Source organism: Rothia sp. HMSC08A08, assembly GCF_001808385.1.
Classification (GTDB): domain Bacteria; phylum Actinomycetota; class Actinomycetes; order Actinomycetales; family Micrococcaceae; genus Rothia; species Rothia dentocariosa.
On sequence record NZ_KV793074.1, the window covers coordinates 1 to 13,431 of the forward strand.

General features: G+C 54.7%; 8 protein-coding genes and 1 pseudogene. 3 read left to right on the plus strand and 6 right to left on the minus strand.

Annotated elements, in window-relative coordinates:
- Positions 1-9: 9 nt before the first annotated feature.
- Complete coding sequence (locus HMPREF3164_RS06380; protein WP_070449719.1) at positions 10-834, minus strand: FadR/GntR family transcriptional regulator; 825 nt, start codon at positions 832-834, stop codon at positions 10-12.
- Between the two features lie 191 nt (positions 835-1,025).
- Positions 1,026-2,725 (minus strand): annotated as a pseudogene (locus tag HMPREF3164_RS06385) (L-lactate permease).
- Between the two features lie 763 nt (positions 2,726-3,488).
- Between HMPREF3164_RS06385 and HMPREF3164_RS06390 the strand changes: the two are divergent.
- From HMPREF3164_RS06390 to HMPREF3164_RS06400, 3 genes are read left to right on the plus strand one after another with little or no spacing between them, the layout of a single operon-like run.
- On the plus strand, positions 3,489-4,280 hold the full coding sequence (locus HMPREF3164_RS06390; RefSeq protein WP_004005516.1) for a (Fe-S)-binding protein: 792 nt from the start codon (positions 3,489-3,491) through the stop codon (positions 4,278-4,280).
- An 11-nt stretch (positions 4,281-4,291) separates the two neighbouring features.
- Positions 4,292-5,917 (plus strand): LutB/LldF family L-lactate oxidation iron-sulfur protein, encoded by a 1,626-nt coding sequence (locus tag HMPREF3164_RS06395; protein ID WP_070449723.1) that lies wholly within the window; start codon positions 4,292-4,294, stop codon positions 5,915-5,917.
- A complete protein-coding gene (locus HMPREF3164_RS06400; protein WP_070449726.1) occupies positions 5,917-6,564 on the plus strand; it encodes a LutC/YkgG family protein in 648 nt (215 codons plus the stop codon). Before HMPREF3164_RS06395 ends, HMPREF3164_RS06400 begins: the two co-directional genes overlap by 1 nt.
- Positions 6,565-6,834: 270 nt before the next feature.
- Here the strand turns inward: HMPREF3164_RS06400 and HMPREF3164_RS06405 are convergent, their stop codons facing one another.
- The 4 genes from HMPREF3164_RS06405 to HMPREF3164_RS06420 all read right to left on the minus strand — a co-directional run bounded on the left by HMPREF3164_RS06405 (position 6,835) and on the right by HMPREF3164_RS06420 (position 12,985).
- The gene (locus HMPREF3164_RS06405) at positions 6,835-8,391 is read right to left on the minus strand and encodes a molybdopterin-dependent oxidoreductase (protein ID WP_070449729.1); all 1,557 of its coding nucleotides are present in this window, start codon (positions 8,389-8,391) and stop codon (positions 6,835-6,837) included.
- Positions 8,392-9,052: 661 nt separating this feature from the next.
- Positions 9,053-11,056 (minus strand): ABC transporter ATP-binding protein/permease, encoded by a 2,004-nt coding sequence (locus HMPREF3164_RS06410; RefSeq protein WP_070449731.1) that lies wholly within the window; start codon positions 11,054-11,056, stop codon positions 9,053-9,055.
- Positions 11,037-12,116, minus strand: a complete 1,080-nt coding sequence (locus HMPREF3164_RS06415) for an efflux RND transporter periplasmic adaptor subunit (protein WP_070449734.1) — start codon at positions 12,114-12,116, stop codon at positions 11,037-11,039. Before HMPREF3164_RS06415 ends, HMPREF3164_RS06410 begins: the two co-directional genes overlap by 20 nt.
- The gene (locus HMPREF3164_RS06420; RefSeq protein ID WP_070449736.1) at positions 12,110-12,985 is read right to left on the minus strand and encodes a hypothetical protein; all 876 of its coding nucleotides are present in this window, start codon (positions 12,983-12,985) and stop codon (positions 12,110-12,112) included. Before HMPREF3164_RS06420 ends, HMPREF3164_RS06415 begins: the two co-directional genes overlap by 7 nt.
- Between the last annotated feature and the right edge of the window lie 446 nt (positions 12,986-13,431).

A 13,431-nucleotide genomic window follows, 5' to 3' on the forward strand; every position in this document is an offset into this window, starting at 1 on the left:
AGCGAGCTTCTACGCCAGATGCTCCTTATGCAGCACCACCTGATGCGGCAGCGCATCCGCATCCATCACCTGGGCCTGCCGTTCTCGCTGTTGGTCGCGGGCGCGGTCTGAGAGCGAATAGAACCATTTGATGTGCTCGCACACCCGCTCATAGGCGGCGTCCTCGTCACGGGTGGAGATCGCCTCGTAAATGCCCCGGTGCTGGTCTTGAAGCGTCTGCTTGACGGAATCCCAATCGCGCAGCAGCGGCACCGCCTCCTGCACGTAGCTGATAGTCGCCATGTGCAGTGAATCGATCACGGTATCGAGCACAATGTTTCCGCCCAGCTTTGAAAGTTCGTAGTGAAAGCGGGTATCGCAGAAATGGAAACGCTCGTTTGATACCTGCGGCAGATCCATCTCACGCAGATGCTCGCGGGCGTTCTCCAGCGCCAGATCGCGTTCGGGGGAGTCGGGGGCATTTGCGGCGGCACGTGCAGCCGGTCCCTCCAGAAGCAAACGTGTAGAAACCACATCTTTGACCGGCAGGTTGCGGGTTGCGATGTGCATGCGCAGTGCCCAGCTGAGGGTGTCGGAGGGCTCCGAGATGACGATCGCGCCTGATTTAGGCCCCGATCCGCTACTGGAGCGAATCAGTCCCAGCGCGTTGAGAATACGCAGGGCCTCGCGTACCGAGGGCCGGGAAATTCCGTGTTTTTCGGCCAGTGCACGCTCGGAAGGCAGCTTATCACCGACACGCAGCTCGCCCAGGCGCAGCCGCCGCTCGAAGGTTTCAAGAATGATGCTGTAGCTGCGTTCCTGTATGCGGGATGTCGAGTCTGTCAGGTGAGTCATGAGGTGTTCCCATCCTAATAAGTCTCAAGATACGGGTGAGAATAACCCGTCGTGTGTGCGTTTGAGGCGGCTCAGGTGGGGTGGGAGAGTGCCTGAGCCTGTGAGGAATAGTAAGAGAAACGCGCGGGGCGGCGTACCGTGAAGTACACCGCCCCATCGTGGTTTATGCGTTTGTATGTGCAGCGTACCGGTTAGGGAATCAGGAACGAGAGCACGTTGGTCTGCAGGAAGACCAGAATACAGACCACCACGAGCATGGCGAACGACCAGGGAACCACGGCCTTGAGGATGTCGGATTCCTTACCTTCCATATCCACGGAGGTTGCCGCGATAGCCAAGGACTGCGGGGAGATCATCTTACCGACCACGCCACCGGTGGTGTTAGCAGCCAGCAGCAGTTCGGGGGTTGCCCCAGAAATACCGGCCTGGTGCAGGTTCTCGGCGGCAGAGACCTGCAGCTTCGAGAACAGTGCGTTGGCGCTGGTGTCCGAGCCGGTCACTGCGGTACCGATCCAGCCCAGTGCGGGCGCCAGGATAGCGTATACGGGGCCGAGTCCTGCCAGGAAGGTACCCATGGCAACTGTCTGACCCGAGAAGTTCATGACGTATGCCAGCGCCAGCACTGACGCAATGGTCAGAATTGACCAACGCATACGGTAGACGACCGAACCGAATTCGGTGAACAGTGCGGGGAACTTGAACCCGTAACGACCCTTCTCGTTGAAGAGGAAGTAGATAACACCCACGATCAGACCCGAGATAATCAGCAGGGTACCGGGGTTCGAGAGCCAGGTGAAGGAGTAAACAGCATCCTTACTTTTGTGCCGTCTTTGGTGACCAAGCGGGAGCTAAGCGCGGGAATATCGATTTTGATAGCCACGGTCTTGAGCCATGTCTTCAACTCTGCACTGAGGTTCACGAGACCGAAGATAACAACCACGATCAGGTAGGGCAGAAGAGCCATCCACACACGCACGGCGGGCAGTGCTTCTTTCTCTTCGACCTGTGAAGGAAGGCCGTAACGCTCACGCACGCCTTCTACGCCGCGCGGTTTCCAGAAGCGCAGGAAGAGCACTGCGGCACCCATCGAGACGATACATGCCACCACGTCGGTGAGGTTGTATGCGGGGGTTGCTGCGGTGATCCACTGTGCAATACCGAAGGAAATACCAATGACGAAGGCAGGGAGCCATGCATCTTTAACACCCTTCATACCGTCGAGGATGAAGAGCAGAATGACGGGCACGAACATTGCCAGGAACGGTGCCTGGTGACCGACGATGGTTGCAATAACGTGCGGGTCTTTGCCGCCAACATCGCCTGCAGTCACAATCGGGACGGCGACGGCACCGAAGGCCACAGGAGCGGTGTTAGCAAGAAGCACGGTAATAGCTGCTTTGAGCGGTTTCACACCAAGGGCAAGAATCATGGTTGCGGTAATTGCCACGGGAGCACCGAACCCTGCGAGGGCTTCAAGCAGACCACCGAAGCAGAAGGCAATCAGAATCGCCTGGATACGCAAATCGCCGCCGCCCAGACGGTCGAAGGTACGGCGCAAGTCTTCAAAGCGTCCGGCAAGCACGGTGACCTGGTAGAACCAGATAGCGCCGAGGATCACCCAGCAGATCACCAAACCGTAGATAGCGCCGCGCACCGCGCTGAGCCCTGCCAAGTCGAAGGGCATCGTAAAGCCGAGGCTTGCCACCAGGATGGATGCGGCAAGTGCCACCAGCGCCGACCAGTGTGCGCGTGCCTTGACGACGAGTAGCATGATGAAGAAGGTCAGTAGCGGTATGGTTGCCACGAGCGCGCTTAGCCCAAGGCTTCCCCCGACTGCGTTGGGTTCAGCGAAGAATGTATTCACTGGAACTCCTTTGGTTCGGTTCGACATGGATGTGGTCAGACCAATCAAAATTCCACGGATTCGTGGCGACTATGGCACCCTTCTGGGATGTGGTCAGACCATTAGCTTCATGTGAAGCCTACCCGAAGGGTGGTTTGAGATACAACTTATAGAGTGCAGGTGTGTTTTCCGCACGATGGCGGGGGAGAGGGGTGATATTTGCGTTCTGGGCGTCAAAAATGGGTTGTTCCAACTTCTGGCATTAAATTTCAGCTCTGCGCATAGAGATTTTGCGCACTGTATTTTTTCGAGATGTTCCCGGGTTGTACCACCCGATATTGCAAGGGATTTCATGGGTAAAGTATGCATATTTACGGGAAATTATGCAGATAAATTTGGCAGTTCCGCGTCAGCTCGCGGATGTTGCATATACACCCGCTGGAATGTCTGTTTAAGGTATCTCGAAACATTGGGGTTGCTATGACCTAAAGCATGCTTTACTACCTGAAACTAAGGGAGTCCTTAAAACTCAATTTGGTGAGAAAAATGTTCGTTATTTCAATTAAAGGAATGCTCCGAACCTGGTGTTAAATGAAGATCAACGAAGAAAGTCTACGATTACGTTTCTACACCGATATGACCGGTCCCCGTAAACACCGGCGGGTTCCTGAGAGAACCTGGTCAGTCATGATCCTGGCGCGTTGAAAACCCGCGTTACGTAAATTCGGCACAGGAATTTGCGTCCCGGAGCGCATACCGCATCCCACACCAGCGGTTCTGTAGAGACTCGAAACCAGAAAGGACGGATAACATGCGTATTGCGCTTTTCTCCACGTGCATTGTTGATGGCATGTATCCCCGCGTAGCGCGCGCGACCGTCGAGATTCTAGAACGCTTAGGGCATGAGGTTGTTTATCCTCCCGGGCAGACCTGCTGTTCCCAAATGCATGTCAATTCCGGGTATTTTGATGATGCCTACCCCGTTGTAAAAAACCACGTCGAGTCTTTTGAGGCGTGGGATTGGGATGTTGCCGTGGCACCTTCAGGTTCCTGCGTGGCGTCCCTGGGGCACCAGCAGCCCATGATCGCTCGTCATCAGGGCGACGAAGATCTTGCCGTGCGGGCAGAACAGATTGCCGCACGCACCTTTGAACTTTCCCAGCTTCTCATTGACGTTCTGGGCATCACCAACGCTGCCGAGCAGCTTGGTTCTTACTTCCCCGAGCACGTGACCTACCACAGCTCATGCCACGGTATGCGTCTGCTGCATCTTGGCTCTCGTCAGTCAGATCTTGTGCGCACCGTTGAGGGTATTAAGTACACCGAAATTGAGGGTCTCGACCAGTGCTGCGGCTTCGGTGGAACCTTCTCGTTCAAGAACGCCGATGTTTCCGGGGCGATGGTTGAAGACAAAGCAACCAACGTTGAGAAGACCGGCGCATCCGTATGCACTGGCGGCGACTGCTCCTGCCTGATGAATATCGGCGGTGCACTCTCACGCCGCGGATCCTCTGTTAAGACCGTCCATTTTGCCGAAATCCTCGCCTCCACCAAGGAGAATCCGCTGAAGATTGATGGCAACGTAGAACTCGCCTTCGCATAGAAAGTAGGTTGATGATGACTTCCACCGCAATCCCCCTGGGTATGCCGAAGGTCGTGCACTACGGCGAAGGCAATATCTTTGAGAACGAACCGTTCCCCGAATACGCCAAGCGTGAGCTGAAGAATGACCAGCTGCGTAATAACCTGCGTTTCGTGACCCACGCTATTCGCAATAAACGTGCCCGCGTTACCAGCGAGCTGCCCGACTGGCAGGAGCTGCGCAACACCGGCGAAATGGTGAAGAACTATGTGCTCTTCAACCTGCCTCAAATGCTGGAACAGTTCGAGCGCAACTTTACCGCGCGTGGCGGCCACGTGCACTGGGCACGCGATGCTCACGAGGCAAACCAGATCGCCCTCGATCTGATTCGCGAACAGGGTGTGGACGAGATTATCAAGATCAAGTCCATGGCAACTGCCGAGACCGGTCTGAACGAGTTCTTGGAAGAGAACGGTATTAACGCCATTGAGACCGACCTTGCGGAAGAAATTGTGCAGCTGGGCGAAGACCGCCCCTCGCACATCCTGGTTCCGGCAATTCACCGTAACCGCCGCGAAATCCGCGATATCTTCCTTAAGAAGATTGAAGGCATTAACCCGGATATTACCGATGAACCCGCTGAGCTTGCGGAGGCTTCGCGTAACCGTCTGCGCGAGAAGTTCCTCTCGACTAAGGTCGCCGTTTCGGGCGTGAACTTCGGTATCGCTGAGACCGGCACCATGACCATCGTAGAATCCGAAGGCAACGGTCGTATGTGCCTGACCCTGCCCGACACCCTCATTTCGTTCATGGGTATTGAGAAGCTGTTGCCCACCTTCCAGGACTACGAGGCGTTCCTGCAGCTTTTGCCGCGTTCCTCCACAGGTGAGCGCATGAACCCTTACACCTCCATGTGGACGGGCGTAACCCCCGGTGACGGCCCGCAGAACCTGCACGTGATCCTTATCGATAATGGTCGTACCGCTGTGCTGGCCGATGAACTGGGTCGCCAGGCTCTGCGCTGCATCCGCTGTTCTGCCTGCATGAACGTGTGCCCCGTGTACGAGCGCGCCGGTGGTCACGCCTACGGTTCCACCTACCCCGGTCCGATTGGTGCAATTCTTTCGCCCCAGCTTTCCGGTATTGAAGCGGCGCACAATAACTCGCTGCCATACGCATCTTCGCTATGCGGTGCCTGCTACGAAGTGTGCCCCGTGAAGATCAACTTCCCCGAGGTGCTGGTGCATCTGCGCGGTAAGGATGTTGAGGCGAAGCACGCGAAGAAACACACGCCCACGCAGATGGACGCCATGATGTACGGCGCTAAGAAGCTGTTCTCCTCGGGCAAGATGATGGCAGCCGCCGAGCGTGGTCTGCCGATGTCCCGTCTGATTAGCGGAAAGAAACACAAGATTACGAAGGTGCCCGGAATTATCGGCGGTTGGACAGACTACCGTGATATTCCTGAGCCTCCCAAAGAATCGTTCCGCAACTGGTGGAAGAAGGAAAAGTCTGGCGCACCCGCTCGCGACAGCGCCGAGCGCGTGGATATTTCCGCTCTCATTGAAGCGAATAAGGGTAAGGTTGCAGAAGCCGCAGCGAACGCACAGGCTGCGGCCGAAGCTCAGGCGGCTCGTGAAGGTAAGGAGAACGCATAATGTCCTCTGCGAAGGAAGATATTCTCACACGTATTCGTGAGTCCCTGTCGGATGCCCCCGAGGCACCAACCCCCGTGCGTAACTACCGCCGCGTGAGCGAGCTGAACCGCGAGCAGACTATTGAGATGCTGGTGGATCGCCTGATCGACTATAAGGCGAACGTCTTCAACGCGACCGAATCGAATATCGCCGAGGTTATTGCCGAGCGTCTGGGAGAGAAATCGCGCTATGTGGTTCCCACCGGGCTGAACCCCGAATGGCTGCCTGAGGATACCGCAACCCGCGTGCATGTCACCGATTCGGGGAGCACTCTCGAACCCGGCGCGCTTTCGGTGCATGAACTTGACGCCGTGGATGCGGTGGTCACTTCCTCGACCGTATCGTGCGCTGAGACCGGCACCATTTTCTTGAACTCCGCCCCGCAGGAAGGCCGCCGTGCGATTTCCCTGGTGCCCGATCACCACGTATGTGTGGTGCCGGAATCCACGATTGTGGAGCTGGTGCCGGAGGCGATTGAACGCATCACCTACGAGCGCCCGGTGACAATGATCTCCGGGCCGTCTGCGACCAGCGATATTGAGCTGATTCGCGTGGAGGGTGTGCACGGACCGCGCATCCTGGATGTGGTGATTCTCGAAGGCAAATAGTAGGTGCGGCAGGCGTGTACCTAGGCGGTTGAGCCTAGAGCCCCGCTAACGCATTGAATAGAAGGGGATGGGGACCTAACGTGATTCCTATCCCCTTTCATTGTGTGGGAGAAGTGCCTCGCACGCTATCACCGCTCGAACAGCATAAGCACGCACATCACGAGCTGGAGCGCAGCCGGCCCACAGCACGAGCACAGCGAAGCCCCTGCCGCGCATCCGGGAGAGTAACCCGGTGCCCAGCAGGGGCTTCTAGGAACAAGCTACAGAACTTTACGCGCGAGCGTCGAAGTGCTGCAGACCGGAATCTTCGCGGCTACCGCCTTGACCGTCGCCAACATCGCGGTAATCGCTGATCCATTCAATTTTCTGAACCCACTTGACCATCTTGTAGCCGTGCATGGAATCTGCACGCAAGCGCAGGGGACCACCGTAAACATCCGGTAGGGGCTTATCGTTCATACCCCAAGCCAGAATGGTTTCGTCCTCCATTACCATGGAGATATCCAAGCATTCGTAGTAGGGTTCGGTGGGGCGACCATCGTAGGTGTGACCCACGTGCCCGAAGGAAGTCACCATAACGTACCGTGCGTTATCGTCCTTTTCAACAAGGGCGAGTACATCACGCAGGCGAACACCTTCCCATTTGGCGATGCCCGTCCACCCCTGCATGCAGGTGTGCATCGTAATATTGACTTCCTTGCCCAAGGACTTCAAATCGTCGATGCTTAGCGACTTCGGCTCTTTCACCAAACCGCCCAGCTCCAGGCGATAATCTACGAAGTCCTGTTCACGCAGTCGGTTCCATTCGGTGCTTTCACGCTCTGTAGGCGGGCGTGTGTTAACCCAGTGGAACGGCGAAATATCGGCGTCCGTGAAGGTCTGCTTCTTGACCTGACGCGAGGAGATGCGATCCAGGAACAGGTTGCGAACCGGCTGGGTCAGACCCCAAACGAAGGTCTGAGCGAAGCGCAGGTCTCGATGCGACCAGTAAGAAGCACCGATCCAGACCGCGAGAACCACGACGACACCAACGATCAGCATGGTCACTGCCTGGGCGAACTGTGCCGCGTCAATCTCGTTGTAGTTCTTGTTGAGCATCATGTGCGCAATGTTGTACTGCGGGTGAACGATGAGTACCAGCGCCACGTGCATGATCGTGAAAACGCAGTAGAACGCCATGCCCAAGAAGTGAATTGAGCGGGCGGTCTGGCGGTTACGGAACAACCGCACGTAGCGTGGGAAGCGACCGCAGAACGCGGGGCTCATGATAGGACCGGTGGCAATCATCAGTGGTGCCACGATGAAAACCACGGTGAAGTACATGAGCTTCTGAAGCGCATCGTAGGGTTGGAAATGCTCAATAGAGGGGATTTGGAAACCCGCGTAAATCTGGATGGACTGCCATGCCTCGGGGAAAATATCCCAGGAGGTAGGAACAATACGGCGCCACTGACCCGTAATAAAGAGTAGGCTCACATAAACCAGACCATTAGCAATCCAGATGACGGTAGTGAGAGCGTGCCAAGCACGTCCCAAGCCAATCTGAGCCTTACCGGGGAGCGAGATCAGAGGAGAGAGGCTTCGTTGATCGTCGCGGGCGGTGTATTCGCCAGGAACGGTTGAAACCTTATCCTTCGTGAACTTGAGCCACTCAGACCCGGGGGTGCAGTGGTTGTTCCAGTAAAAACGCGGATGTGAGGCAATAACTTCCCAACCGGATCGGATGAGAAGTCCAATCATCAGAAAGTTAATGAAGTGGGTGATGCGCAGCCAGGCAGGAAAGTCTAGTGCTACACCACCGGCACTCATCATGAGTGTTTGGTGCATTTGTCTTCCTTAGAATGACCGTGTGTGCGTATGGAATTGGTGTGTGAGGCCGTAAAGGTAAAGTGCTCTGATGAGCTATTCAGAGGTTGAGGCCATATCGTTCTCCGTCCCTGTAGAGCTCGTCTGTCAACGCGGGACTACCCGGAAGAGTCATATCTCGACTAACCTGCAACCCCACATGAGATATTGGATTCTGTGGGATTTATGAGGAGCCCTGCCGTATCTATTTCATCTTAGCTGACACAGTGTCACTCGCAAAAGATAAGAGTCGTAACACGCCGAAAATTTGTCGTAAAAATACCGAATATTACGGACTTTTGAGGGTGTTAATGACCTTAAGTAATGCTGCCGGGTAACGATTACGTGACGGGTAAATTATGGAATTTAAGAGGTTATATGTATGAAAACTTAGGATACCCTTTTTGTGGGTTTAGAGCGATTAAACCAAAATTACACGTTCTTATTTTATGGTTTCAGACACCTCAACTCGTCGGCACCCTGAGAACCGGAGTATGCACGATGCACGCGAACGCAGCAGGTGAGGCTCGGTCGGGCACATCTCCCCGCCCGCACCTAGAGCGCGAGCAGATATTATTTCGGCGAACAGATAGCGGATTGCTATCTGCTCGCCGAAATAATATCTGGGGGTAGAATCCTGACTCTAGACCGTGCGGATTGCATCGGCGGGTTGCGCGCGAGAGGCCACAATAGCCGGAACCATGGCAGATACCAGTCCGGAGATACCACCTGCGCCGAGCCCCAGGAATAGGGGAGTCGCCTCCAGAATAGGTTTCCAGCCGTTGAGTTGGCATATCAGTAAGGTCAGGAGCGTGCCTAGCGTAATCCCCAAAATACCACCCGCAAGCCCAATAAAAAGCCCTTCAAGCAGAAACATGCGCCGTACCGCCGCTTTCGACGCTCCCACCGCACGCCGTAACGCGATCTCGCCGCGCCTGGTTTGCACGCTTAAATACAGAGTTGTGCCCGCGCTCAGTGCCGCCAGCAGAAGAATACCCCAGGAGGATACAAGCGAGAGGGTCGCAATATCGTTCGAGACCCCGCGATGCAAAGACCTCAAGTCTGTGACCGTCTGAACCTTGTAATTTTCCGGGTGCGCCGCATCCACGCTTAAGGGCGCTACCTCAGAAACAGGCGCGGGGTAGCCTGGTTTAGTGCGCATGAGAAAAAGGTGCTCGTTTTGCGGGTATGACGATGCGCTCTTCATATCAAGCACCACAGCATTAAGCAGAAGGGCATCTCGGGGAGCGTCCTCAATGATGCCGACCACACTATACTCCCGCCCTTTGAGTGTCACGATGGAGCCGGCACCAGAACCGGAAATCCCAAGCTGTTCCGCTGCGTGCTTTCCTACGAGAGCCGAAGGGCGGTCTTGATTCATATGTGCGCGGGTAAAAAGGGTGCGGGCGTTGCCTGGTTTGGTGACCGCCTCTGCCGCATCCAGGTACCCCGTGTCGATAGCGTAGGTGAGCACGCTTATTTTATTGATGGGAACCGGTACGTCAAGCGGGAACTTTGAGACATCACCGGCGATGCTCGTGCGGTATCCGACGGCGGTAACCCCGTTAATCGCCGTGAGTTTTTGGGAAACCTCCCCGGCTTCTTCAGAGGAAAAATCTTGGGAGACGGGTGAAAGTCGAACCTCGTCGAGAGCTGCCGCTTCCAGGCGTTCACTGACCTGATGAGCGGTGCTGTTCAAGAGTCCCGAGGATGCCACCAGCCCGGTGACCGCGAGCGCATAGGCGGTGCAGAGCAAAGCTGAGCGTCCTAGCCGTGTTGTCATGGCGGCCGCCGCATCCCAGACGGAGGAGAACCAGGCTCGAACACCGCTGCGTTCCAGGGGCTGCTTTTTCTGCTGCCGTTCAGACATATTATGCTGTGGAGCGGTACTTGATTCTGCGTCTTTGAAGTGCACCTCTTCTAGATGGCCGTCTACCATGCGCAGACACCGGCTTGCCTGACGGGCAACATCTTCATCGTGGGTAATCAGAACAATGGTAGTACCCGCCGCATTGAGTCTTTTGAAATCTTCCATGACTCGCTCGGTAGTTACACGGTCCAGGTTTCCGGTGGGCTCATCAGCAAGAAGAATATCCGGGTGCGTGCTCAGGGCACGGGCTATAGCAACCCGTTGGCGTTCACCGCCGGAAAGCGCACCTCCGGAATACATGAGCCGGTGTTCCAGCCCCAACTGGGTGAGCGTCTCTTCGCTAATGCGTAGTTGTTCGTGAAGACCCACTCCCTGTACCCGAAGGGGAAGTGCAACATTGCGTATCACGCTTTCGTGGGGCAGCAGATGTGCGTCTTGAAAAACGAACCCGAGATGTCGGCTGCGCAGAATGTCCAGGTCGCGGGTCGGTGCATGGGTAATGTCACGTCCACGAAGAAAATAGCTGCCGTGCGTGGGGGTATCTAAGAGGCCGAGCACATTCAAGAGCGTAGATTTACCGGACCCGGAAGGGCCGATAATTGCGAGCATATCGCCCGGGTACACCCGCAGGTCTAGGTTCTGCAGAACGGGAGTATCGGCCCTGGTGTAGGTTTTGGATATGCCTACGAGCTCAAGAATAGGCTCATGCCCGTTGTTGATGGATTCTTCGTGTTCGGTTTCGTAGGGCAAGTCAGCGCTACGGGGTTGGGATTTCAACGTCGGTTCCTTCCCGCAGCTCCTGGTCGCTTTTAATGGCCGCCCAGCCTTCAGCCTGGCGTACTACGGTCACGGTGACTTCTTCTCCACTGTGTAGGCGCAGATACTCTTCACCGTTTTTCTCACGCAGGGCTGTAATAGGTACGGCTAGTGTGGGGTCGCCGCTGCTTTTCACCTCAAGAGTTGCGGATGCACCATCGGGCGCTTGGAACCCTTCCGGCACGGTGAAGGTCACGTCTTTACCTGGTATATCGCCGGTGGCGTTAAACTCTGATATTGCGGTAACGGTTGCCGTTCCTGAGGCCCCACCGGCGGATTTTGCTTCGGCGGTGCTGCCCACGTGCAGGTCACGGGTGACATCGATGGTTGCACGTGCCACGATCGTGGGAGAGCCGTTCCGTGTAGTCAACAGCGGATTCTCCCCCAGTACCGTACCCTGTGCTGCGATAGTTTCGACGGTGCGCCCCGCAGAGGGCACCAGCATAAAGGTTTTCCAGTCGATGCTTTCAACATCGCCGCTGGCAACCCCTAAGTTGTAGAGGAAGGACTGATAGGCCTTCATACTTTGCTCCGACCAGGTGCCGTCTGTACCGGGGGCATACCCCCAATTGGTGAGGGTCTGTTGGAGCGCCAGCACATCAGACCCCGAATCGTCTTTCTTGATGGTGCGGTAGAAAGGAATGGAATCGGGCATGGCAATAATGGGCACATCAGAGATAGTTGCCACAAGGTCACCGGGGTGAATAGTGCGCCCAGGTTCTACCGCAACGCGAGTAACCACGGCACGTTCAGCCCCTACAGCAGGGGAGTAGGGCTCAGCTTTACCCAGCTGCACTTTCCCTTGAAGTACCGTCGCCTGCCCTACCTGACGTTTTTCGATTTTGGTGGTGACGGTGAGTTTTTCTTGAGAGCTGGCAAGGGCCTCTGACTGTGCGGTACTCATATTTTTACCCACGATTAAACCTAGAACCAGAAAAAGCAAGTTAGCGCAGATAAAAATAATGAGGATGCGCGAGCGGGGAATGCGCTCCAAAGAAACATGTGACGTATTTTTTACCATGAGGGCAGCGGCTCTCCGTGATCGGCTAATACTTTTTTAGCCTCTTCGATTTGGGCGTCAAGGTTTTTGCGGTATTCATCAAGCTGCGGCTTGTACTTTTCAATGGCTGCGGCCTGATATTGTGCCCGGCGGTTCATAGTTTTCATGAAATATCCGGTGCTGTCTTTGCAGTCTAGATCAGCGAGAGCGACTTCAATTTCTTTTTCTTTATCGCCGGGAACATCTGGTGCCCAGTAGTAGTCTTTGGGAATAGAAATACCTTTATCTTTGAGGCATTGTTCCCATTCTCCGTGCCATTTTTTGACGTCTTCATCGCGCATCCATGCGGAGTCTGCTTCAAGATCAGCCTGAGCAACGATGGTGTTGGCTTCGGGCATTCGAGCGGGGAAATCGCCCAGCTGACGGACTGTATTTTGGCATTCGCTATATATTTCCATCTGGGCTTCCGAATATTCTTTTTGGGGAAGTAATGTAACTATACGAATTTTTGTTACATCATGGTCGATAGAGTATCCGTATTTGGAGACGTAGTCTTTATTCCAAATTCCGTACTGAAAATGTGGTTTAATTTCAACACCATCTCCGGTGCTGCCGCTTGGAACTCCTCGCGCTACTGAACAGTCATTGTTATTGTAAATATTTGCACTGAGCGTTATAAGCCCTTCTGATGTAGACATCATATATTTGTTGAGTGGAAGAATAATTTCCATATGTTCGTTATCAAAGGTCGCTTTAACATCTGAAAACTTTGAATAATTTAAATCTTTTCCGGCGGTAGGATCACCCTGAGGCTCACCTGTGTGAGGTCCGCTTGAACATGCTGAACACAGGAGAGTAAGGCAGGTAATGGCAGAGAGAAGCCTTTTCATAGCTTTGGATTCTTTCGAGATGAGGGGACTGAGCATCCAGTCCAACAGAACCATGTGAGTGGTACAGCACGTTTTTGTGATGTATCTCAAATCTAGCGTAAATCACCCAGAAAGCAAGGCTGTAGAATTATAAAATTACCCATGTTTATGAATAAATATCTGTGAGTTGTGAATAAATATTGATGAGATGTTTGGTATACACGCGAAAATGATGTGTTATAGCCCCATATAAGGGATATATGCAGCTGATGTGCCTCAAAAAGCCGGTGGATGCCCAACGCAACATGTATATATATTTTTTCTAAATAACGGACATCTATCTGACAGATGCTCGTCACGGGACGTCATATACCGTCTAAACCCCGGAATCTCGCAGGTAGTCCCGTCCCCTATAATCGTGCGGGTTTCTGGCATGGGAGGGGGGGACCACGAACTTCGGACGGTGT

Excerpts from the sequence above, each read along its gene's own strand:
- HMPREF3164_RS06415 (WP_070449734.1), bottom strand. The coding sequence starts at position 12,116 with ATGGTAAAAAATACGTCACATGTTTCTTTGGAGCGCATTCCCCGCTCG.
- HMPREF3164_RS06405 (WP_070449729.1), bottom strand. The coding sequence starts at position 8,391 with ATGCACCAAACACTCATGATGAGTGCCGGTGGTGTAGCACTAGACTTT.
- HMPREF3164_RS06390 (WP_004005516.1), top strand. The coding sequence starts at position 3,489 with ATGCGTATTGCGCTTTTCTCCACGTGCATTGTTGATGGCATGTATCCC.
- HMPREF3164_RS06380 (WP_070449719.1), bottom strand. The coding sequence starts at position 834 with ATGACTCACCTGACAGACTCGACATCCCGCATACAGGAACGCAGCTAC.
- HMPREF3164_RS06395 (WP_070449723.1), top strand. The coding sequence starts at position 4,292 with ATGATGACTTCCACCGCAATCCCCCTGGGTATGCCGAAGGTCGTGCAC.
- HMPREF3164_RS06400 (WP_070449726.1), top strand. The coding sequence starts at position 5,917 with ATGTCCTCTGCGAAGGAAGATATTCTCACACGTATTCGTGAGTCCCTG.
- HMPREF3164_RS06420 (WP_070449736.1), bottom strand. The coding sequence starts at position 12,985 with ATGAAAAGGCTTCTCTCTGCCATTACCTGCCTTACTCTCCTGTGTTCA.